The following is a 21069-nucleotide window of genomic DNA, read 5'->3' on the forward strand; positions in this document are numbered from 1 at the left end:
ACGTCGTACGCTATACGTCTTACGCCGGATGCTCTTGACATGGGACGTACGGCGTGGCGTATGACGCGCGACTCTAATCAGCGGCCTGGCCCATCTGCCGGCTGTTCTGGATGGCCCGCCAGACTTTTTCCGGGGTGGCCGGCATCTGCAGGTGCTTGATGCCAAAGGGTGAAAGCGCGTCGATCACGGCGTTCATCACCGCCTGCGCGCTGGCGATGGTTCCAGCCTCCCCCGCGCCCTTCACGCCCATGGGGTTCACGGGGGAAGGGGTGACGGTGTGGCCCAACTCGTACCTGGGCAGCATGGCGGCAGTGGGCACGGCGTACTCGAGCAGGTTGGAGCTGCGAAGCTCGCCGTCTTCGTCGTAGTAGCCGTGCTCGTAGAGGGCCTGGGCTACGCCCTGAGCGATGCCGCCATGAAGCTGGCCCTCCACGATCAGCGGGTTGATGATGTTGCCCACGTCGTCCACCGCCACGTAGCGCTTGAGGTCTACCTTGCCCGTGTCCGTGTCCACCTCCACGATGGCGATGTGGGTGCCGAAGGGGAAGGTGCAGTTGGGCGGGTCGTAGTAGGTGGTCTCGTCGAGGAAGGGCTCCACCCCCGACGGCAGGCTGTAGGCCAGCGAGGCTTGCAGGGCGACTTCGGCCAGGGTCTTGGCCTTGTCGGGTGAGCCTTTGACGTAGGCCTTGCCGTTTTCGAAGACCATGTCTTCGGGAGCGGCCTCGAGCATGTGCGCGGCGATGATCTTGGCCTTCTCCTTGATCTTCTGCACGCTCTTGTGCACCGCCGTTCCGCCCACCGCCAGGCTGCGGCTGCCGTAGGTGCCGTAGCCGAAGGGGGCCGCCAGGGTGTCGCCCCACTCAATGGTCACGTCTTCGTAGGGCACGCCCAGCTCGTCGGCCACGATCTGGGCGAAGGTGGTCTCTACCCCCTGTCCGTGCGGCAGCGAGCCGGTGGTCACCACCACCTTGCCGGTGAGGTGGACCCGCACGTTGGCGCTTTCGAACAGGCCCGCGCCCCAACCCTGGCCCACCGCGCCGATCCAGGCGCTGGGGGCCACCCCGCAGATCTCCACGTAGGAACTGATGCCCAGCCCCAGGTAGCGCCCTTGCTTGCGAGCCTCGGCCTGTTCTTTGCGGAAGTTCTCGTAATCCACCATTTGCAGGGCCTTATTCAGCGCGGGTTCGTAGTTGCCGCTGTCGTAAGGCAGCATGCCCAGGCCGTTGTCGTAGGGGAAGTCCTGGGGCTGGATGAAGTTTCTCCGCCGCACCTCGGCTGGGTCCATGCCGATCTCGGCGGCGAAGCGGTCCATCATCCGCTCGATGAGGTAACTGGCCTCGGGACGGCCCGCGCCCCGGTAGGCGTCCACCATCGCAGTGTTGGTGTACACGCCCCAGACCTTGACGTGTGCGGCGGGAATCTTGTACACCCCGGTGGTGATGCGCCCGTAGAGGGTGGTGGGAATCCCTCCGGCGATGGTGGAGAAGTAGCCGCCCAGGTTGGCCCAGGTTTTCACGCGCAGCCCCGTGACCTTGCCGTCACGGGTCCCGGCGATCTCCACCTCGGTGACGTGGTCGCGCCCGTGAGTCGAGGCCTTGTAGTTCTCCGAGCGGTCCTCGACGTACTTGACCGGGCGACCCAGCTTGCGCGCGGCCCACATGGTGAAGGCGTAGTCGGCGTAGCAGAAAATCTTCTGCCCGAAGCCGCCTCCCACGTTGGGCGCGATGCAGCGCAGCTTGGTCTCGGGGATGCCGAAGACGAAGGCGGTCAGCAGCAGGCGGTGAACGTGCGGTGCCTGCGAGGTCATCCACAGCGTGAACTCACCCGTCGCCACGTCGTAGCGGGCCACGCAGCCCCGCGTTTCCATGGGGGTGGGGATCAGGCGCTGGTTGATGATCTCTTCCTTGACCACCACCTCGGCACCGGCGATGGCGGCATCGGCTTTCTCCTTGCTGCCGCACTCCCACTCCATGCAGATGTTGTTAGGGGCTACCTCGTGCAGCAGCGGCGCACCGGGTTCGGTGGCCTTGCGAGCATCCACCACTGCCGGCAGGGGCTCGTACTCCACCTCGACCAGGTCTACGGCGTCGCGGGCGGTATACCTGTCCTCGGCCACCACCAGCGCCACCCCGTCGCCCACGTGGGTTACCTTGCCTACGGCCAGGGCCCTGGGGGTTACCGCGTTGCTCTTCACCCCACCCGCCTGCCAGGCCGCGGGCATGGGGTTGATGTCCATCATGTCCTCGCCGGTGAACACAGCCACCACGCCGGGATAGGCCAGGGCCCTGGACACATCGATGCGCTTGATCCTGGCGTGCGCGTAAGGGCTGCGCACCACCGCCGCGTGGAGCATGCCGGGGAGCTTGATGTCGTCCAGGAAAGTTCCCCGCCCCTGGATCAGCTTGGGGTCTTCGCGGCGTTTGATGGCTTTCCCAACCATCTTGGTCACATCAGCCATATTTGTGCCCCCTTCGGTCGCGCTGATAACTCGTGGTTCATAGCTGATAGCTTTTTCGCTTTTGCCATCGGCTATCAGCCATCGGCATCTCTAGTCGTCCGCCACCGCTCCCGTCACCGGCTCGCCGCGCAGCTTGGCGGCGGCGTATTGTATGGCCAGCACGATGTTCTGGTAGCCGGTGCAGCGGCAGAGGTTGCCCTCGAGCGCGTGGCGAATTTCCCCCTCGCTGGGGTTGGGGTTTTTGTTGAGCAAATCCACCGCCGCCATGATCATGCCGGGGGTGCAGAAGCCGCACTGCAGGCCGTGCTTTTCCCAGAAGCCTTCCTGAACGGGGTGGTAATTCCCATCCTTGGCCAGTCCCTCGATGGTGGTCACGCGGCTGCCGTCGGCCTGGACGGCGAACATCGTGCACGACTTCACCGCCTTGCCGTCGACGTTGACGGTGCAGGCCCCGCACTGGCTGGTGTCGCAGCCGACGTGGGTGCCCGTGAGCCCCAGGGTCTCGCGCAGGTAGTACACCAATAATTGCCGGGGTTCGACCTCGTGCTCGTGCTGGACCCCGTTGACGTTAACGCTGATCCTGACCTTCTCTGCCATAGCGCCTCCTGACGTGCAATAGCCGTGCTCGAGCCTACGCCTCAGGGCTTCCAGGGGGCCCAGGACCCCGCGCCGGGCCCCCCGGCACCTGTGCGCTCGAGCGGATGCCTGTACTTCCGTCGCGACTGCTGAGCGTCAATCTGCACCTCCTGGGAGTCGGGGCTTGACGAGGGGAAAATCACGCTGCGACGAGCCCGGTAGGCCGGTCGCTTCCCGTCCTGAAATAACTGTTCGCCAACCACTATACCCCTTAAACCTCCCGCCTTTTCAAGAAATCCAACGCATTCGCACCATGTGCGAAACGCGATTTTTCACCTTGGTTGTCGAGCGTTTGCGAGGACAAGCACAAAGGCGGGTTAGGAGGTGGGAGGCCCGTGGCTCGTGGTGAAAGGCACCCCAACCCTCCCCGCGCCGGCGGGGAGGGTTTATCCCCCCTGGCCCCCCTTGCTAAGGGGGGAACAAGGCGTCTTGCGTCTTGCGTCTGGCGTTTGGCTATCGGCTATCAGCTATCGGCCATCGGCCATCGACCATCGACCCTCCCGAGCCTCGGCCCAATCTCCTCCCACTCGATCGCCGTCTGCCGCCCCGCCTCGAACTCGGCCTGTACCCACGCGTGCAGGGCTTGCAGCTCGGGGTCGTCCTTGGGCAGCTCGAGGCCGGTGTGCTGCTTGATCAGGAAGATCAGGCCCGCCAGCCCCGACTCCTTGGTGATGCTCACCTCGAGCGGCCTTCCCAGCAGCCCCGGCACGTCGAAGGGGGCGTACATCCACCAGAACTTGTTGAGCCCGTCGGCGTGGATGCCCGCGCGGGTGCGGTGGGCGTCCTTGCCGTAGAGGGGGTACTTGGCGGGGAGGGGTTGGCCCATGCGCTCGTAGAGCTCGGCCAGCGCGTTCAGCGCCCGGAAGTCGGGCTGTTCGCCGGCGAAGTAGCCCATGCCGATGAGGTGCAGCAGCACCCCCTCCAAGGGCGCGTTGCCGGTGCGCTCGCCCTTGCCCAGCAGCGTTCCGTTGACGGCCGCACAGCCGGCCTGCACGGCGGCCAGGCAGTTGGCGACGACGAGGTGGGTGTCGTTGTGGGGGTGGAACTCGAGGTCCTCCGCCCGCAGGCCCAGGGCCCGCAGCTCACGAATCATGCCGGGCACGCTGCGCGGCCAGGCCACGCCCTCGTAGGGCAGGCCCAGGCCCATGGTGTCGCAGACCCGAAACTTCGGGCGCAGGGCCTCGCCGTAGGGCGCGGCGGCCTCGAGCACCGCTTCCACGAAGGGCAGCACGAACCCGCGGGGGGCGCGGGTGGCGTCCTCGAGGTGCAGCCGGGGCCGGATGCCCGCGTCGAGCACGGTGCGCACGGCCTCGAGGTAGGTCCGGGCGGCCTGGGCCCGCCCGCCGGGGGTGAACTTGTGGAAGGTGTGGTAGTCGGAGGCCGAGGCCAGCATCCCGGTCTCCCGCACGCCCAGGCTGCGGATGAGCTCGACGTCCTTGCGGGTCGCGCGGATCCAGGTGGTGGGCTCTACCGGGGCGCCGGAGCGGTGGCGCTCGAGGGCGGCCTCGAGCATGGCCCGGTCGGAAGGCCGGTAGACGAAGAACTCGGCCTGCCGGATGGCCCCGCTTTGGCCCGTGAAGGCGCACATCAGCTCGTAGATGCGCACCCCCTGCTCCACGCTGAGCGGCAGGCCGCCCTGCTGCCCGTCGCGGTGGGTAGTCTCGGTGGTCCAGGCGCTCGATGGGAGGGTGGCGGGGCGCTCCTCCCACACGAACCGCGGGAACCCGTCGCGGGGGAAGGCCTGGGGGAAGTATTCGGGCTGGGAAACGTCCTCGACCTTGCTCATGCCTCGACGGTAGAACCGCCGCACAACGTTGTCAATCTTGACTACAAAATCAAGCTATTCCGAGGTAAGCTGCGGCATGGCCCGATACCTCAGCGCCGAGGAGGCCGCCCGCCGCTTAGGCGTCAGCCGCGCCACCCTCTACGCCTACGTGAGCCGGGGCCTGATCCGCTCCCAGCCCGGCGGCAAGAACCGCGAGCGCGACTACCTGGCCGAGGACGTCGAGCGGCTGCTGCAGCGCAAGGAGCAGCGCCGAAACCCCGCCAAGGCGGTGCAGGAGGCCCTGCACTGGGGCGCCCCGGTGCTCGACTCGAGCCTCTGCCTCATCCGCGACGGGCGCCTGTTCTACCGCGGCCACGACGCGGTGGAGCTTTCCCGCCGCGCCGCCTTCGAGCAGGTCACAGCCCTGCTGTGGACCGGCCGGATGGAGGAGGCCGAGGCGCTGTTTCACAGCCCCTTCAGCCCCCCTCGAGCCCTCGAGCGCCTCCGGGGCGAGCTCAAGGGGCTGAGCCCGGTCGAGGCCTTCCAGGCGGTGCTGCCCTTCGCCGCCGCCCAGGACCTCGCCGCCTACGACCTCAGCCCCCCCGCGGTGAGCCAAGCCGCGACCCGCGTCCTGCGGCTGCTGGTGACGGTAGCCACCGGCCACGACCCCCAGGCCCGTCCCCTGGCCGAAGCGCTCAGCCGGGCCTGGACCCGCGGCACCGCTGCCGCGCCCTTGCTGGACCAGGCCCTGATCCTGTGCGCCGAGCACGAGCTCAACGTCTCGAGCTTCACCGTGCGCTGCGTGGCCTCGGCGGGGGCGACCCCCTACGCCGCCGTGCTGGCGGGCCTGTGTGCTTTCCAGGGCAGCCGCCACGGGCGCATGGTCGAGCGCGTCGAGGCCTTCCTGCGCGAGGCCGAGGCGGCCGGAGCCCGCGCCGCCCTCGCCGCCCACCTGCGCCGGGGGGAGGGGGTGCCCGGCTTCGGCCACAAGATCTACCCCGAAGGCGACCCGCGCGGGCGGGCGCTGCTGGATGCGCTGGACGCGCGCCACGGCGACGCCCCGGCCCTGGCGCTGGTGCGGGAGGTCGTCGGCCAGGTGCAGCAGGAGCTGGGCCAGCAGCCCACCATCGACTTAGGCCTCGCGGCCCTCGCCCGCGTGCTGGGGCTCCCCCCCGGCGCGGCGATGGGGGTCTACGCCATCGGCCGCACGGCGGGCTGGGTCGCGCACGCCCTCGAGGAGTACCGCGGCGGCCGACTAATCCGCCCCAGGGCACGGTACATTGGACCGACTCCGCCCTAAGATAAACCCGTGGACATCCTGCTCGCCGCCCTCATCCTCGGCCTCGCGGTGTACTTCCTATTCCGCATCGGCCGGGCCTTCTGGCCCAAGCGCTTCGGCAGCGCGTCCCTCCCCGGCAGCTCGAGCCGCCTGCGCTGCCCCCTCTGCGGCGACCGGCTCAACAACGCCGAAGTAGAAGCCCTCCGCCAGGGACGGCGCAAATGCCCCCACATGGCCGAGTGCCCTTACCAGCGGAGCCGGTGGTTGAACTAGCGAGGCGAGCTATTGGCCGCAGGCAGGGTTGGGGGCTAAAGGCTAATGGTCTGTGGCTCGTGGCTTGTCAAGGGTCTAGGGCCAAGGCGTCCGGCGTACGACGTAGGACGTACGACGTAAGACCTAAAACGTACGACCCGCGCCCGGCTACCGGCGTTTAACAAAAAAATCGCGGCTCTCGGCCGCTGATATCCTCAGTATAACCGGATATGCAAAAATGTAAAGTGGTATGCAAGAAGCCCGGCCTGGACGGGGAAATTACGCCCCCTCGAGGCGGGCGGGGATCTGGGCGAGGTGGTGGCGCTCGTGGAAAACGGCGGTCTGCAGCCACCCCAGGCCGTTGAGGTCGCCGAAGAAGGCGTGGGTGAAGGTGGCGGGGTGCTCGAGCAGCTCCCCGCTCTTCTCCGCCTCTCCCAGCAGGAAGGCCCGCTGCTCGGCCAGGAGCTGCGCGATCTGGGCCTTGTCCAGGCCGCCCTTGGGCCGGATGACGGCCGGGGCCTGGGCCCTGCCCTCGCGCCACTCCCCCGCCGGCACGCTCACGGCCTCGAGCGCCTCCCCCTGCGCGACGCGGCGCAGGCGGCGGATCACGCGGGCGAAGGAGTTTTCGGCCAGGGCGACGTGCTCCATCAGCAGCGCGACGCTCCAGGTCTCGGGGTCGGGCTGGCGGAAGAAGGCCTCGTCGGGGATGGTCTCGAGGTGGTGCAAAAGCTCGCGCCTGGAGCGCTCGAGGTGGCGCAGGCAGTGGGCTTTATCCCCGAAGCGCTGGAGGAAGGTTGGGTCGGTGAGCATGGGGGCATTCTACGGCGCCCAGGCGGTGCGAGGCGGGCGGCCCCTCGGGGCCGCCCGCGGATGGGCGGGGTTTTAGCTGATGAGGCTGTGGCGGGCCTGCGCGTCGAGGCTCAGCCGGACCACGCCCTTGAGGTAGAGGTCGTGCAGGGCGTGCCCGCCCAGCACCCGCTCGAACTGGTCAATGCCGACCTCGAGTTCGCTGTCCTCCAAACGCAGCCGTATGCGATCGAGCGTCCCCGGAACCCAACGGCATTCGACCTTTTCGCCCGTCCTGCTCTTCGGGTATTTCAGTGACATACGACCCTCCTCCTGATTTGGGTTCGACGTTGGGGATTAAGGGGTGCATCAATTTGTAGCACAAAGCCTACGCAAATACAAACGATTCGTGAGAGGGAAGAATGTCCCCATCGCGTTATTTGAACTCGGTACTTCTTGACGCGAACTAATGGCTGTAAGTGCTTTTAATAAAGATTCATTGGCCTCCTTCTCCTGATGCTTTCATCGGCCCGTGCTTTCAGGGCCAGCTCCAGGAAAGGTGGGATAAGATACTCATCACTATGGTTTCGATCGACCTGTCGGGCAAAAAAGCATTGGTAATGGGCGTGACCAACGAGAGCAGCCTGGGCTGGGCCATCGCCCAGAAGCTCCACCAGGCGGGGGCGAGCCTGGCCTTTAGCTACCAGGGCGAACGCCTGAAGGAGAAGATCGAGAAGCTCACCGCGGGCATGAGCGGGGTGCGCCTGTACGAGGTCGACGTGACCAACGAGGAGGCCATCCGGGCCATGATGGCCGACCTCAAGGAGGCCTGGGGCGGCCTGGACTGCCTGGTGCACTCCATCGCCTTCGCGCCCCGGCCTGCGATGGAGGGCCGCTACATCGAGACCACCCGCGAGGACTGGACGCTGGCCCTGCAGGTCTCGGCCTACTCCCTGCTCGCGGTGGTGCGCGAGGCCGAAGCCCTGCTCAACGAGGGGGCCTCGGTGGTGACGCTCAGCTACTACGCTGCCGAGAAGGTGGTGCCCAAGTACAACGTCATGGGCATCGCCAAGAGCGCCCTCGAGGCCACCGTGCGCTACCTCGCCTACGACCTCGGGCCTAAGAACGTGCGCGTCAACGCGGTCTCGGCCGGGGCCATCCGCACCGTCGCCAGCATGAGCATCCCCGGCTTCCGCAAGATGACCGCCAAGTACAACGCCATCGCCCCCCTCAAGCGCATGATCACCCACGAGGAAGTGGGCAACCTGGGCCTTTACCTGCTCTCGCCGCTCTCGAGCGGCACCACCGGCCAGACGATCTACGTAGACGCCGGCTACAGCATCATGGGCATGGACTTCGGCGAGGAATAGCGTAGAGAGGTGCCGATAGCTGGTAGCCCATAGCCGATAGCTAGGCGTGGAACATTCGCTCACCGTTCACGGTGAGCGCCTTTTTCTCTGCTTGCTGGTGGGGGAGGGGCGGTTTGCGGTGCTTTGATTTGGCGACCGCGGTTCCGCCGTCGGAGGGTGTAGGGGGAGGCCATTCCACGTGGCGAGGGCATCGCGGTACGCGATCCGGCATACGCCGGAAACCTGCTCCCCCTGGGCTCCCCCGAGGGACTCGCAGACATGCCGCCGGGGCCGGCGGCATGCTCGTCTGCGCCACCTCCCTCACCCCCTCCCGCGTGAGCCGCATAGTCACGACTGGGGCACGGCAGCGACCACCGAGCGCCCTTCCACGGGGAAGTGGGGCTGTAGTCGGCCTGCGGGGCGGGCACAACCCCAGTGGATGATCGATTTCAAAAGGCGTTCGGCTATCAGCTATGGGCTATCGACCATCGACCATCGACTATCGCCCCTCCCTCAGCACCCCGATCGGCCCGCCGGCCTCGAGCACGTCCTCCAGCCTCGACAGCGGGATTACGGTCTCGATGTAGTCGCCCAGCACGTGCGGCACGGACCAGTAGACGTGCAAGCCCTTGGGGCTTAGGGCCCACTGGAGGTAGCGAGGGTCGAGGTTTTGCTCGATGGCTTCCCGGGCCGAGGCGTCGTAGGTGCTGGTGGCGATTTCCACGCCGAGTTCGCGCAGGCGGGCCAGGTAGTTGCTGCCTTTTTTGAAGAGCTGGCTGAGGGCAACGCGGTTGCCGGTGGGGGGCTCGAGGGTGTAGGCCTGCACGAAGCCGCTGGGGTGGGCGCAGCCGCCGGGGCCGCAGCCGTAGCCGGTCATGACCACGCTCAGCAGGCGGTCGGTGCCCAACAGGAGCTGGTAGTCGAGCTCGAGGGCGCCCATCTCGAGCTGCCAGCGCTCGATCTCGCCCTTGCGGAAGCGGTCGAGGGCTTCGGCGTAGTCCTGGCGGTACTGCTGGACGAGGCGCGTGGGCTCCTGGGCGAGCGCCTGGTTGACCCGGTTCCAGCCCGCCGCCTTCTCGACGCCGCCGAACTGGGGGTAGAGCACCTCGAGCCCGCTCTTCGCGTCGGCGATGACCCTGGTGGTCAGGCGGGCCTGGGCGAAGCGGTGGTCCTGCCGGGTGAGGCTGACCTTGCCCTTGCGCTTGCCGTCGGGGCTGGTCCAGGTGCCCTCAAGGCTCCCCTCGCCCATCCGCACGTCGAAGCTCCCGGTGAGCTGCCCTCCGGCGTACTCGCGCAGCTTCAGGCGTCCCTGCTCGAGGCTCCCCTCCAGCCGCAGCGGCTTGCCGATCTTCTCGTAGACGTAGGAGCCGGTGGCCTTGCCGCCGCTGGTCTTGAGGTTCATCCGGACGGGCAGGCTCTGGGGGCCGACCTCGAGGCGGCCCCGGAACACCTGCTCGGGGTTGGGGGTCGTGGCCGCCAGGGCGAGGGGCAGAAGGAGGGCCAGGAACAGCCGGTGAAAGCGCATGCCCCAAGCATAGCCAGCCCGGCGCGGGTTGTGTTGCAGTGGGGCCGGTCCAACTTGACAGAAAGGCCCCCCTTTCGCATAGTAGTAGAGCGGCCAGTGACCCGGCTTCGGGTTGCCCATGGAGGGATGGCCGAGCGGTTGAAGGCGGCGGTCTTGAAAACCGTTATGGGCGCAAGCTCATCGGGGGTTCGAATCCCTCTCCCTCCGCCAAACAAGATCAGCCTGGAGAGGTGGGTGAGTGGCTGAAACCACAGGTTTGCTAAACCTGCATAGGGGGTAACCCCTATCGAGGGTTCGAATCCCTCCCTCTCCGCCAAGCAAGAGCCCGTCCGGGCTCTTTTGTTTTTGCGATAATCCGTGGGATGCACCTGCGGTTATTGGGCCAAACCCCCGCCATCCCCTCGCCCGGCCTCGAGCTCCTCGCCTACCTCTGCGCCCGGGGGGAGGCCCTGCGGGAGGAGGTGCGCTCGGTGGTGCCGCTGGGGGCGGCGCTGCAGGCGTTGCACGCGACGCCCTGGGGTGAGGGGGTCGTGGCCCGGGGGGAGAGCTTCGCCTGGGCGGGGGAGAGCGACCTGGGCTCGCTGCGCCGGGCGTTGCGGGGGCGGCGCTGGCTGGAGGCCTGGGGGCTGTACGGCACGCTGCTGCCGGGATTCAGGAGCGGGCATGCGGCCTTTCAGACCTGGCTCGAGGCCGAGCGGGCCTGGCTGCACTCGGCCATGCACGGGCTGAGCCTGGCGCTGCCGGCGGAGGAGGTGTTGCGGCTGAGCGAGGCCGAGCTGAAGGCCCCTTCCGACAAGGAGCGTGCGCTGATGGCCCTGCTGATGCAGGGGCAGGCCCTCCTGCGCCAGGAAAAAGGCAAGGAGGCGGTGCTGGTGCTGGGGCAGGCTTTGGGGATGCAGGAGTTCGGCGGCGGGGAGTTCTCCGCGCTCTCGCTGGCGCTGCTGGCCGAGGCCCACTGGCAGTGGGGCAAGGGGCCCAAGGCCCGCCAGACGGCCGAGAAGGCCCTCCAGCGCGCGGCCGACGCCTACGGCCAGGCCCGGGCCTACCGGGCGTGGCACCTCGTCAGCGGGGACGCGGGGGCGCTCGAGCAGGCCCGGCGGCTGGCCGAGGGCCTGGGCATCGCCGACTTGCTGGGCTAGGCCCCCACCAGCACCGACTCGATGCGCCGCAGCGCCTCGGGGATGTCCTCGTCGGAGAGGTCGCGGTGGGTGACCAGGCGGATCTTGCCGCCCAGCGCGTTGCAGAGAACCCCGGCTTGCGTCAGGCGGGCGGCCAGCCCGGCGGGGTCTTTGGGCTTGAAGTAGACCATGTTGGTCTGCACGGCCCTGAGGTCGACCTCGAGGCCCAGACGCACCAGCCCCTCGGCCAGGGCGCGGGCCATCTGGTGGTCGCGGGCGAGCTGCTTGGGGCCTTCGGTCAGGGCCAGGATTCCCGCGGCGGCGAGCACGCCGGCCTGCCGCATCCCGCCCCCCAGCATCTTGCGGTAGCGCCAGGCCTCGGCCTTGAGCGCCTTGGGCAGCAGCAGCACCGAGCCCACCGGTGCCCCTAGGCCCTTGGAGAGGCAGATGGACACGGTGTCGAAGCCCCGGGCGAGCTCGGCGGCGGCGACCCCCAAGGCCACGGCGGCGTTGAACAGGCGGGCGCCGTCGAGGTGGATGGGCAGCCCGGCCTCGCGGGCGACCTGCTGCACGGCGCGCTGGGCCTCGAGCCCCACCACGGTGCCCCCGGCGGCGTTGTGGGTGTTCTCGAGCGAGATCAGCCCGGTGGGCGCTTGGTGGATGGAGGTGTGGACGGCGGCCCTGACGTCGGCGGGGTCGGGGATGCCGTAGGGGGCCTTCACCAGCCGGATGGTCCCGCCCGCGAGCACCGCCAGCGAGCCCGGCTCGTACTCGTAGATGTGGGCGCCCTCGGGGGCGATCACCTCGTAGCCGCGCCGCAGGTGCAGCATCAGGGCGATCTGGTTGCTCATCACCCCGCTGGGCACGAACAGCCCGGCCTCGAAGCCTAGGGTCTCGGCGGCGAGGGCCTCGAGGCGGTTTACGGTGGGGTCTTCGGAGTAAACGTCATCGCCCACCTCGGCCGCGGCCATGGCCTGGCGCATGGCGGGGGTGGGCTTGGTGACGGTGTCGGAGCGGAGGTCAATTACGTGCATAAGCCTTAGCTTACGCCGGTTGAGGGTCGATAGCCTATAGCCGATAGCCGGGCGCGGGTCGTACGTCGTACGCAAGACGCAATACGCCAAACGCCAAACGCAAGACGCCTTGTCACCCCCCTTAGCAAGGGGGGCTGGGGGGGATAAACCCTCCCCGCGTGCGGGGAGGGAAGGGGAGGGGTAATCATGGGCCACGAGCCATGGGTCACGAGCCTCCCGCTGATGGCTGAAAGCTGACGGCTGATAGCTGCCCGCTAAGGTAAAATCGCGTTTGTGAATGCCTTCAAGCCGCACCTGCGCGGTCTGCCCAGCTACCCCTACAAGAAGGTCGAGGCGCGTGTCAAGCTCGACCAGAACGAGAGCCCCCTCGACCTCCCGGCGGCGCTCAAGCAGCGGGCGCTCGAGCGGCTGGCGGCTTTGCCCTGGAACCGCTACCCCGAGCTGCACGCCGAGGACGTGCGGGCGAGGCTGGCCGAGGCGCTGGGGTGGCCCTTCGAGGGCGTCGTGATGAGCCCGGGGTCCAACCTGCTCATCCAGAGCCTGGTGCAGGCCACCAACTGCGTGCTGGACACGGCGCCCTCCTTTCCCCACTACGCCTTCTCGGCCAAGATCAACGCGGCGCCCTACCACGCGGTGCGGCTGGGGCGGCGCTTCGAGCTGCCGCTCGAGGAGCTGCTGGGGGCCATGGAGGGCGAGCCCGGCGTGCTCTTTTTGCCGGTGCCTCACGCGCCCACGGGGGCGCTCTTCGCCCCGGCCGACGTCGAGGCCCTGGCCCGGCACGCCGCCCAGAGCGGCTGGTTGCTGGTGATCGACGAGGCCTACCACCAGTTCTCGGGCACCGACTACCGCGCGCTGGCCCGGTCCAACCCCCACGTGGCCCTGCTTCGCACCTTCTCCAAGGCCTGGGGGCTGGGGGGCATCCGCGCCGGGTACCTGCTGGCCTCGCCGGAGGTGGCGGCAGTGGTGCAGAACCTGGTCCCGCCCTTCGGCCTGCCGGCGCACACCGCTGCCATCCTGCTCGCCGTGCTCGAGCAGCCGGGTTACGCGACGGAGCGGGCCCAGGCCACCGTGCTCGAGCGCCAGCGCCTCTACCACGCCCTGCTCGAGCACCCCACCTGGAGTGTCTACCCCAGCCACACCAACTTCCTGCTGGTGCGCACCCCCGACGCGGCGGCCGCCTTCGCCGGGCTGGCGGAGCGCGGGGTGCTGGTGCGGCGGCAGGACCACTACGCCGGGCTCGAGGGCTGCCTGCGGGTGAGCGTGGGCACGCCCGCCGAGAACGACGCCTTCCTCGGGGCCGCCTTCGCCCTGGACGAGGTGGGGCATGCGTAGCGCGACGGTCGAGCGGGCCACCGCCGAGACCTGGATCCGGCTCACCCTGGGCCTCGACGGCCCCGTGGAGGGCCAGGTCGCCACGGGGTTGCCCTTCCTCGACCACATGCTCCACGCCTTCCAGCGCCACGGGCGCTTCCGGCTGGTCGTGGAGGCCAAGGGCGACCTCGAGGTCGAGCCCCACCACCTCGTCGAGGACACCGGCATCGTGCTGGGGCAGGCGCTGAAGCAGGCCATCGGCGACGGGCGGGGGCTCGAGCGCTACGGCGAGGCCACCGTGCCCATGGACGAGACGCTGGTGCAGGCTGTGCTCGACCTCTCCGGGCGGCCCCACCTGGCCTTCGCGCCCGAGGAGCTCGCCATCGACGGGGCGCCCGGGGGCGTGACCGCCTACCACCTGCGCGAGTTCCTGCGCGGGCTGTGCAACCACGCGGGCATGACGCTCCACCTGCGCCTGCTGGCGGGCCGGGAGGCCCACCACGTGCTCGAGGCCGGCTTCAAGGCGCTCGCCCGCGCCCTCCACGCCGCCACCCGCCTCACCCGCGACGACCTACCCAGCACCAAGGAAAGCCTGTGAAGACCCTGCTCATCGACTACGGCTCGGGCAACCTCCGCAGCGCGGCCAAGGCGCTCGAGGCCACCGGCTACGGCGTGAAGGTCTCCCACGACCCCGCCGACGCCCGCTCCGCCGACCTGCTGGTGCTGCCCGGCCAGGGCCACTTCGGCCAGGTCATGCGCTCCTTCCAGGCCTCCGGCTTCGAGGGCGCCGTGCGCGAGCACATCGCCGCCGGGAAGCCCTTCCTGGGCATCTGCGTGGGGATGCAGATCCTCTTCGAGGGCTCCGAAGAAGCCCCCGAGGTGGCCGGGCTGGGCTTAGTCCCCGGCACGCTGGCCCGCTTCACGGCCCCCCGGGTGCCCCAGATGGGCTGGAACACCGTGGAGTACAGGGGCGCCTTCGAGGCCCTGTCGGGCCGCTACTTCTACTTCGTACACTCCTACTACGCGCCCGTGCTCGAGGGCAGCGTGGGCGTCAGCGAGTACGCGGGCACCCGCTTCACCGCCGTGTACGCCCACGGCAACGTGGTGGCCCCGCAGTTCCACCCCGAGAAGAGCGGCGAAAGCGGGCTGAGCCTGCTGCGGGCCGTTCAGGACTACTTCAAGCGGCTTTGAAGGCCCGGATCAGGGCCACCGGCGGGCGCAGCGACTCCCAATAGGCCAACTCCGGCTCGGGGTTGGGGAGGGGGTATCCCCCCAGCCCCCCTTGCTAAGGGGGGAACCAGGCGTTTTGCGTTTTGCGTCTTGCGTCTTGCGTTTCGCGTTCGACGTTGGGCGTTGGGCGTACTACGCACGCCCCGCGCGGCACCTCCGCCTACTTCGTCTGCAACAGGTCTTGCTGGGTCACCAGCCGCCCCTGCGCCCCGATGGCCGTCGCGGCCAGCGCTCCGGCCAGGTTGCCCAAGCGGGCAGCCGTCACCAGGTCCCGGCCCTCCATCACGGCGTGGGCGAAGGCGGCGGTGAAGGCGTCGCCGGCCCCCGTGGTATCCACGACGTTCTCCACCGGGAAGGGCTCGACGAGCTCCTGCTGCTTGGCGGTGACCACGATGGAGCCCATCGCCCCCACCTTCACCACCACGTTCTCGAGGCCGTACCCCTGCAGCGCCCCCACCCCCTCGCTGATGGAGTCGGTCTCGGTGAGGGCCAGCAACTCCTGCTGGTTCATGGTGATGTAGGGCACGCCGCGCACGTACTCCAGCAGGGTTTTCCCCACCGAGCGTACCGCGCCCGTGCCGAGGTCGACGAAAATGGGCAGCCCGCGCTTGCGCGCGGTGTCGAGGGCCTTGACGGCGTACTCGCGCTGCGGCCCGCCCACCAGGGCATAGGCCGAGAGCACCAGGGCGTCCACCTGGTCGAGGTGCTTGGCCTTGAACTCGGCCGCGTCGAGGTAGCGGCTGGCGCCCCCGGCCGAGATCATCGAGCGCTCCCCGCCCGGCACCACCAGGATCAGGATGCTCGAGGTCTGGCGCTCGGGGTCTTCCTGCAGGTAGCGCAGGTCCACGCCGGTGCGCTCGAGCTCGCTCAAGGCCACGCGGCGGAAGGGGTCTTCGCCCACCCGCCCCGCCAGGAACACCTTGTGCCCCAGGCTGGCCAACTGCGCCGCCAGGGTACCCCCCGCCCCCCCCGGCTTCATCAGGGCCCGTTGCGCAGGCACCTCCTCGCCGGGTTCCGGAATTCGTTCAAGAAAGTAGATTAGGTCTACGGAGACGTCTCCCAAAACAAAAAAACGCATAACTCCGGCCTCCCTGCGCCTTGGAGTTCCTGGGTAACAAGGTCATTGTACCGCAGGAAGCCTTATCGCTTCGTTTCGGAGTATACGTCGGACAGGTTGGGAAATCCATAACAAGGGGTTCGCTGCTGGCTGAGTGCTAGGCGTGGGTCGTACGTCGGACGTCGTACGTCCTACGCCGAACGCCGAACGCCAAACGCAAGACGCAAAACGCCAGACGCCTTGGCCCTCGACCCTGGACCATCGACTATCGACTATCGACTATCGACCATCGACTATCGACCATCGACTATCGACCATCGACCCCTGAGAGCACTCCCTCGAGCGCGCGGAATTGCTCGAGGGAGAGGGCTTCGCCGCGTACTTGGGGGGGGAGGGAGAGGCGCTTTAGGGCTTCGGTGACGCGGGCTTCGGGGTAGCCCTTGCTCACCAGGGCGTTGCGCAGGGTCTTGCGGCGCTGGTTGAAGGCGGCCTCGACCAGGCGGAAGAGGGCGGGGTCGTCGGGGACGGGCTGGGGGTCGAGGCGGACGAGCGAGCTGGTGACCTTGGGGGCGGGGTGGAAGACGCCGGGGGGGAGGTCGAAGAGCTTCTTGGCCTTGGCGTGGTGCTGCACCCGCAGGCTCAGCACGCCGTAGGCGGGGCTGCCGGGCTGGGCCACCATGCGCTGGGCCACCTCCTTCTGCACCAGCGCCATGATGCGGCGGAAGCGTCCCGAGCGCAGCAGCTCGGTCAGGAGGGGGGTGGCGACGTTGTAGGGGAGGTTGGCGGCGAAGAGGCTTTGCGGGGGCACCTGGGTCCAGTCGAACTCCAGCGCGTCGCCCCAGATCACCCTCACGTCGAGCCCGGCCAGGGTCTCGGCGTGGACGGGTTCCAGGCGCCGGTCCATCTCCAGAGTCACCACCTTGGCCCCCGCCAGGGCCAGCGCCCTCGTGAGGGTGCCCAGGCCCGGCCCCACCTCCCACACCGTCTCGCCCGGGGCGAAGCCCACCGCCTCGACGATGCGCCGGAGGTAGTGCGCGTCGACGAGGAAGTTCTGGCCGAAGCGCTTGTCGGCCCGCAGCCCGTGCCGCTCGAGCAGCTCCCGCACGGTGGAGAGGGAGGTGAGGTTCATTGCGGCGTCAGGGGCTGCACGTGGGCGACCTGCACCTCGAGGTGGTCGTCGTCGAGGTAGAGCTCGAGGTACTGGTCCTGGTCGAAGGCGTCGATGAGGGCCAGGTGCTCGAAGACCTGGATGCCCTCCTTCATGACGGTGTGGCCGTAGACCCCGAACTTGTGGCCCATGCGGGTGACGTAGTCGGGGTTGTGCTGCCACCACTCCTTCGCCTCGCGCCCGTTGTAGAACATCGCGTCGTAGGTCTGGAGCCAGGGGACCGGGCCCACGTGCGAGAAGTTGACGCCGTAGAGGTTGATCTCGGTGGGGAAGGAGAGCAGCCAGGCCTTGAGGTCTTCGGGCATGTCGATGCCGCCGTGCTCGGGGTGGAACTCGTAGTGCTCGAGGTAGGCGTTGCCCAGCACGAAGTCGCCGGTGGCGGCGGCGTGGTCGTGGTTGCCCAGCAGGATGGTCACGTGCTCGGGCGCGGCCTCCTGGTAGCGCTTGACGCGGTACATCTCGCGGATCTGGGCTTTGGCCGCCATGCGCAGGTGGACGGGGTCGGCGGGGGAGAAGTCGTCGAGGCCGGTGAGGCGCCTGTAGTGCTCGAGGGTCTTGGGGTGCATGAGGTCGCCCATCATCACCACGCGGAAGCGGCCCTCCTGCACGGGCTCGGTGGGGAGGAAGTCGTCGCCGGCGAGGTAGGCCCCGCGCAGCGCCCGCCACAGCCGGGGGAACTCCGCGTGCAGGTCGCCGATGGCGATGACCTTGATCATGACTTCCCTTTGAGCAGCGCGCGCAGCTCGCCGTAGAGCTGGCGGGTCTCGTCGAGGTTCTTGCCGTAGCCCTGGTACTTCATCACCACGCGGGCCACCTCCTTGCCCAGCCCCATCTCCTTGAGCCGGTCGATGAGCCGGTCGATGAGCTCCTGCGGCTCGGGCTTCTCCGGCTCGGCCGGGGCTTCGGGGGCTTGGGGCGCCTCGGCGCTGCTGGGCCGGGGGGCGGGGCGCTCGGGCTGGGGGTGGCCGTCGATCTGGGGCGGGGTGAAGCGCCCGGTGTCGGGGTCGTGGTCGACCCACTGCTTCTCGAGGCGGTAGAGGTAGCGCCCGATCCCGAACTTGACGGCTGCGCGCTTGAGGGCGTCGGAGAAGGCGGCCTTGAGGCTCTCGCCCTCGCCCACGTCCTCCTTCGAGACCCCCAGCACGCTCAGGCGGCAGCGCACCGCGAAGCTGCCCTCCTGCGCCGTGAGCACCTCGTAACTGTCCTGCCAGCCCTCCGGCCCCACCGCCTCGTCGAGCCGGTCGAGCACGTTGCGCGCGTCGATGTAGGGCACCACCATGGCCCGGCGCTTGTCCTTGGAGAGGGCTTCCACCCGCCACTGCACTTCACCCGGAGCGAAAGGCTCGGCCAGAATTTCCCAGGCATCGGAATTCATTGGCTTTCATTTTACTCAAATTTCCCGTTTGTGCCGCGTCAACCTCCCGTTTACCCCCTTCACACCCGCGGTTTACCCCCGCCGGGCTAGGCTGGCCTCATGAAGCGCTGGTTCGTCTGCCTCCTCCTGGCGCTGGGCTCGCTGTCGCTGGCCCAGCAGATCACCGTTTACGGCCCCTCGATCACCCTCAGCGCCGAGCTGCGCATCACCTTGGTGCCCAACCTCGTCGTCGTGCAGCGCTTCCCCGAGCCCCAGGGCGTGGTGGTGGTCTACCAGACCAGCCGCCTCGAGCCCGTTTTCGGCTACCACGACCGCGACCTGCGCTCGCGCGGCTGGCAGCGGGTGAAGTACGAGTACAAGAAGGGCAGCTACAAGGCCGAGTACCGCCGGGGCAAGGGCAAGGCGCGGCTCGAGGTCAAGGACAAGAAGGGCCGCGTGGAGGTCCGGGTCAAGGAAGGCTAGACAGCCCCCGCCGCCCCCGCTAAGATAGTGAGCGCGGGCGAGGGGCTGTAGCGCAGCTGGGAGCGCGTCGCAATCGCACTGCGAAGGTCAGGGGTTCGAATCCCCTCAGCTCCACCAGACCAGGGCGGGATCCCTCGAGGGATCCCGCCCTCCGTTTTCCCCTTCAGTGGCAGAAGCCCGCGGGGGCCTACCCGGCCCTACAAGACAAAACCCCTTAGCCAGCCGTGCCCAACGCAGCTATCGACTATCGGCTATCGGCTATCGACTTCACTCACCCCCAGCCCAGCGCCTTACGCGCCTCCGGCGAGAGGCGCGCCGGGGTCCAGGGCGGGGTCCAGACCAGCTCGACGGTCACGTTCTCGACGCCGGGGAGCCCCGTGAGCGCCCGGCGCACGGCCTCCTGCATGGACTCGTGCAGGGGGCAGCCGGGGGTGGTGAGGGTCATGCGCACGTGGGCGGCAGGGGGTTTGACCTGGATCTCGTAGATCAGGCCGAGGTTGACCACGTCGAGGCCGAGCTCGGGGTCGTAGACCTGGGTGAGCAGGCGGCGGGCTTGTTCTTCCAAGGGGTTCATGAGCGGAGCACCTCCTCAAGGGCGTACGCGCATAGCAGGCCCCCGGCCGCGCACACCCACAGGGCGGGCGGCCAGAAGGGCGTCAGCAGCGCGCCCAGCCCGAGCAGCAGCCCGGCGGCGTCGGCGGCGCGCTCGGGCAGCATGTCTTTGAGGGCGGGGACGGGCTCGAGGCCCACCCGGGGCGCGTAGCGCTGGGTCCAGACCAGGAAGGGCACGATCTTGTAGAGCATGCCGCTCACCACCAGCCCCAAGAAGCCCAGGCCGAACCACAGCCCGGCCCGCAGGGGCTCCCCGGCGAGCAGGGCCCCCAGGGAAAGCGGCAGGAAGGCCAGCCCGGCCAGGTAGTGCCGCACTCCCACGTCCAGCGCCCGCTTGACCCGCTGGCGCAGGATGCGCCAGGTGTCGTAGAAGGCCAGCACGAGGCCCAGCGCCAGCAGGCCCAGGCCCATCGGCTGCCCCAGGGCCAGCCCCAGCAGGCCCAGGTTGAGCACCCACAGCAACAGCCCCAGCACGCCCTCGTCGGTGCCGTGGCTGAGGGTGAACATCGAGACGAGCTTGTGCCCGACGCCCAGGATGGAGAGCAGGAACACACCCACCAGCCCGGCCAGCACGTGCCAGGCCATGCGCTCGGGGTCGTAGAAGCCGTAGCGCAGGGTGAGGGCTTGCAGCATCCCCAGCAGGGGGGTGAGGGCCAGGTAGAAACTCACCCAGGCCAGCGCGGTGGCGACGGGGCTCCACCTCGAGGCCCGCCGGAAGGCCAGCGCCAGGTGCCCGGCGAAGAGCAGCAACCCCAGCAGGACCAGGCCGCCGCCCAGCGCGACCCAGCGGGGGTCGGCCTGGAGGAAGCCCAGGGTTTGCAGGGGCAGCCCCGCCCCCCACAGCGCGAGGGTGGGGTAGCCCAGGGCGGGGCGGGGGAGGGGGGACTCGAGCACCACCGGCACCAGCGGGTGCAGCGCGCCCACCAGCACCCCCACGCCGAAGCCCAGGAACAGCAGGTGGCTCGAGGCCAGCAGCACCGGGTGGCGGACGGCCTGCAGGGCTTCGGGGTGGATCGCCAGCAGCAGCAGGCCCCACAGCAGGAAGGCCGTCCCCGCCGCGAAGAAGCCCAGCGGCAGGCTGAGCGGCACCGCGGGGGTGGGGGTGAGGCTGGGGGCCCGGCCGGTCATCGCTTCCACCTTAGTTCTGCGGGGGCCGAGGGGCCATGACCCACGTCAAGCCATCATCTGGTCGAGGGTGTAGCTGCCGAGCACCTCGCGCACCTTGCGGCTGCTCTCGTTCCACACCGGCTTGAGGTAGCAGAAGCCCCGCCGCTGCTCGGTGGCGCAGCGGGGCTTGGTCTGGCAGGTGTCCATCACCACCGGCCCGGACAGCGCCTCGATGACGCTGAGCAGCGAGATGCTCTTGGGGTCGGCCTTGAGCCACACGCCCCCCCCGCGCCCGGGGCGGTTCTCGATCAGCCCGGCCTTGGCGAGCTTGGCGAGCACCTTCGCCAAGAAGGCGGGCGGGGCTTGCAGCCGCTGGGCGATCTCGGCGGCGGGGATTCCGGGGCTCTCGGCGGCGCTCATCAGGGCGTGCACGCCGTAGCTTTCTTCGCGTTTTAACAGGGTGCGTAAGGCTCTCATGGGCCCTCCTTACCTAATTTGCTCGAGCCCTTTTGGGACATTATTCCCAAGCCATCTGTCCCGACGCT

22 protein-coding genes and 3 tRNA genes are annotated in these 21069 nt (G+C 68.7%); 11 read left to right on the forward strand and 14 right to left on the reverse strand.

The window, feature by feature from the left end:
- Nucleotides 1–73 precede the first annotated feature (73 nt).
- The 3 genes from MEICH_RS0106200 to MEICH_RS0106210 form a co-directional block, all read right to left on the reverse strand.
- Entirely contained in the window at nt 74–2458 is a 2385-nt protein-coding gene (locus MEICH_RS0106200; protein WP_027891890.1) for a xanthine dehydrogenase family protein molybdopterin-binding subunit, read from the reverse strand.
- A gap of 90 nt (nt 2459–2548) precedes the next feature.
- Nucleotides 2549–3055, reverse strand: coding sequence for a (2Fe-2S)-binding protein (locus tag MEICH_RS0106205; protein ID WP_027891891.1), 507 nt, complete (start codon nt 3053–3055; stop codon nt 2549–2551).
- A 502-nt stretch (nt 3056–3557) separates the two neighbouring features.
- A complete protein-coding gene (locus tag MEICH_RS0106210; protein ID WP_027891892.1) occupies nt 3558–4880 on the reverse strand; it encodes a pyruvate carboxyltransferase in 1323 nt (440 codons plus the stop codon).
- Between the two features lie 76 nt (nt 4881–4956).
- On the opposite strand from MEICH_RS0106210, the gene MEICH_RS0106215 reads away from it, so the two are divergent.
- Nucleotides 4957–6159, forward strand: a complete 1203-nt coding sequence (locus tag MEICH_RS0106215; RefSeq protein ID WP_027891893.1) for a citrate synthase family protein — start codon at nt 4957–4959, stop codon at nt 6157–6159.
- Nucleotides 6160–6168: 9 nt separating this feature from the next.
- Entirely contained in the window at nt 6169–6411 is a 243-nt protein-coding gene (locus tag MEICH_RS0106220) for a hypothetical protein (RefSeq protein WP_027891894.1), read from the forward strand.
- A gap of 258 nt (nt 6412–6669) precedes the next feature.
- On the opposite strand, the gene MEICH_RS0106225 is transcribed toward MEICH_RS0106220, so the two are convergent.
- The gene (locus MEICH_RS0106225) at nt 6670–7200 is read right to left on the reverse strand and encodes a DinB family protein (protein WP_027891895.1); all 531 of its coding nucleotides are present in this window, start codon (nt 7198–7200) and stop codon (nt 6670–6672) included.
- 72 nt (nt 7201–7272) lie between these two features.
- Nucleotides 7273–7410, reverse strand: coding sequence for a hypothetical protein (locus MEICH_RS28460; RefSeq protein ID WP_157202636.1), 138 nt, complete (start codon nt 7408–7410; stop codon nt 7273–7275).
- A gap of 347 nt (nt 7411–7757) precedes the next feature.
- Between MEICH_RS28460 and MEICH_RS0106235 the strand changes: the two genes are divergently transcribed.
- Nucleotides 7758–8546 (forward strand): enoyl-ACP reductase FabI, encoded by a 789-nt coding sequence (locus MEICH_RS0106235; RefSeq protein WP_027891896.1) that lies wholly within the window; start codon nt 7758–7760, stop codon nt 8544–8546.
- A 478-nt stretch (nt 8547–9024) separates the two neighbouring features.
- Here the strand turns inward: MEICH_RS0106235 and MEICH_RS0106240 are convergent, their stop codons facing one another.
- Complete coding sequence (locus MEICH_RS0106240; protein WP_027891897.1) at nt 9025–10050, reverse strand: DUF3298 domain-containing protein; 1026 nt, start codon at nt 10048–10050, stop codon at nt 9025–9027.
- Between the two features lie 120 nt (nt 10051–10170).
- Here MEICH_RS0106240 and MEICH_RS0106245 point away from each other — a divergent pair.
- The 3 genes from MEICH_RS0106245 to MEICH_RS0106255 all read left to right on the forward strand — a co-directional run bounded on the left by MEICH_RS0106245 (nt 10171) and on the right by MEICH_RS0106255 (nt 11189).
- Nucleotides 10171–10260, forward strand: a tRNA-Ser gene (locus MEICH_RS0106245).
- A 14-nt stretch (nt 10261–10274) separates the two neighbouring features.
- Nucleotides 10275–10366, forward strand: a tRNA-Ser gene (locus MEICH_RS0106250).
- A 46-nt stretch (nt 10367–10412) separates the two neighbouring features.
- Nucleotides 10413–11189 carry a hypothetical protein gene (locus MEICH_RS0106255; RefSeq protein ID WP_027891898.1) on the forward strand — a complete coding sequence of 259 codons (777 nt, stop codon included), beginning with the start codon at nt 10413–10415 and terminating at the stop codon, nt 11187–11189.
- Here the strand turns inward: MEICH_RS0106255 and MEICH_RS0106260 are convergent.
- The gene (locus MEICH_RS0106260; protein ID WP_027891899.1) at nt 11186–12202 is read right to left on the reverse strand and encodes a threonine aldolase family protein; all 1017 of its coding nucleotides are present in this window, start codon (nt 12200–12202) and stop codon (nt 11186–11188) included. The genes MEICH_RS0106255 and MEICH_RS0106260 overlap by 4 nt on opposite strands.
- A gap of 273 nt (nt 12203–12475) precedes the next feature.
- On the opposite strand from MEICH_RS0106260, the gene MEICH_RS0106265 reads away from it, so the two are divergent.
- The 3 genes from MEICH_RS0106265 to hisH are packed head-to-tail and all read left to right on the forward strand — an operon-like array spanning nt 12476 to nt 14704.
- Nucleotides 12476–13534 (forward strand): pyridoxal phosphate-dependent aminotransferase, encoded by a 1059-nt coding sequence (locus tag MEICH_RS0106265; RefSeq protein WP_027891900.1) that lies wholly within the window; start codon nt 12476–12478, stop codon nt 13532–13534.
- Nucleotides 13527–14111 (forward strand): imidazoleglycerol-phosphate dehydratase HisB, encoded by a 585-nt coding sequence (gene hisB / locus MEICH_RS0106270; protein ID WP_027891901.1) that lies wholly within the window; start codon nt 13527–13529, stop codon nt 14109–14111. The genes MEICH_RS0106265 and hisB overlap by 8 nt, the downstream gene beginning before the upstream one ends.
- On the forward strand, nt 14108–14704 hold the full coding sequence (gene hisH / locus MEICH_RS0106275) for an imidazole glycerol phosphate synthase subunit HisH (RefSeq protein WP_027891902.1): 597 nt from the start codon (nt 14108–14110) through the stop codon (nt 14702–14704). Before hisB ends, hisH begins: the two co-directional genes overlap by 4 nt.
- Before the next feature lie 199 nt (nt 14705–14903).
- Here the strand turns inward: hisH and MEICH_RS0106280 are convergent, their stop codons facing one another.
- The 4 genes from MEICH_RS0106280 to MEICH_RS0106295 form a co-directional block, all read right to left on the reverse strand.
- Entirely contained in the window at nt 14904–15821 is a 918-nt protein-coding gene (locus MEICH_RS0106280; RefSeq protein WP_027891903.1) for a carbohydrate kinase family protein, read from the reverse strand.
- A 286-nt stretch (nt 15822–16107) separates the two neighbouring features.
- Entirely contained in the window at nt 16108–16929 is an 822-nt protein-coding gene (gene rsmA / locus MEICH_RS0106285; protein ID WP_027891904.1) for a 16S rRNA (adenine(1518)-N(6)/adenine(1519)-N(6))-dimethyltransferase RsmA, read from the reverse strand.
- Nucleotides 16926–17684 (reverse strand): metallophosphoesterase, encoded by a 759-nt coding sequence (locus tag MEICH_RS0106290; protein WP_174422430.1) that lies wholly within the window; start codon nt 17682–17684, stop codon nt 16926–16928. The genes rsmA and MEICH_RS0106290 overlap by 4 nt, the downstream gene beginning before the upstream one ends.
- Nucleotides 17681–18343, reverse strand: a complete 663-nt coding sequence (locus tag MEICH_RS0106295) for a Rad52/Rad22 family DNA repair protein (RefSeq protein WP_027891906.1) — start codon at nt 18341–18343, stop codon at nt 17681–17683. Before MEICH_RS0106295 ends, MEICH_RS0106290 begins: the two co-directional genes overlap by 4 nt.
- Nucleotides 18344–18442: 99 nt before the next feature.
- On the opposite strand from MEICH_RS0106295, the gene MEICH_RS0106300 reads away from it, so the two are divergent.
- Together MEICH_RS0106300 and MEICH_RS0106305 are read left to right on the forward strand one after the other, a co-directional pair.
- Nucleotides 18443–18805, forward strand: a complete 363-nt coding sequence (locus tag MEICH_RS0106300) for a hypothetical protein (RefSeq protein ID WP_027891907.1) — start codon at nt 18443–18445, stop codon at nt 18803–18805.
- A gap of 41 nt (nt 18806–18846) precedes the next feature.
- Nucleotides 18847–18922, forward strand: a tRNA-Ala gene (locus MEICH_RS0106305).
- A gap of 154 nt (nt 18923–19076) precedes the next feature.
- On the opposite strand, the gene MEICH_RS0106310 is transcribed toward MEICH_RS0106305, so the two are convergent.
- The 3 genes from MEICH_RS0106310 to MEICH_RS0106320 are packed head-to-tail and all read right to left on the reverse strand — an operon-like array spanning nt 19077 to nt 21001.
- The gene (locus MEICH_RS0106310; protein ID WP_027891908.1) at nt 19077–19379 is read right to left on the reverse strand and encodes a metal-sulfur cluster assembly factor; all 303 of its coding nucleotides are present in this window, start codon (nt 19377–19379) and stop codon (nt 19077–19079) included.
- Nucleotides 19376–20545 (reverse strand): hypothetical protein, encoded by a 1170-nt coding sequence (locus tag MEICH_RS0106315; protein WP_027891909.1) that lies wholly within the window; start codon nt 20543–20545, stop codon nt 19376–19378. Before MEICH_RS0106315 ends, MEICH_RS0106310 begins: the two co-directional genes overlap by 4 nt.
- 45 nt (nt 20546–20590) lie before the next feature.
- Complete coding sequence (locus MEICH_RS0106320) at nt 20591–21001, reverse strand: RrF2 family transcriptional regulator (RefSeq protein WP_036218390.1); 411 nt, start codon at nt 20999–21001, stop codon at nt 20591–20593.
- Nucleotides 21002–21069: the final 68 nt, after the last annotated feature.

This window comes from Calidithermus chliarophilus DSM 9957, assembly GCF_000430045.1.
Taxonomy (GTDB): Bacteria; Deinococcota; Deinococci; order Deinococcales; family Thermaceae; genus Calidithermus; species Calidithermus chliarophilus.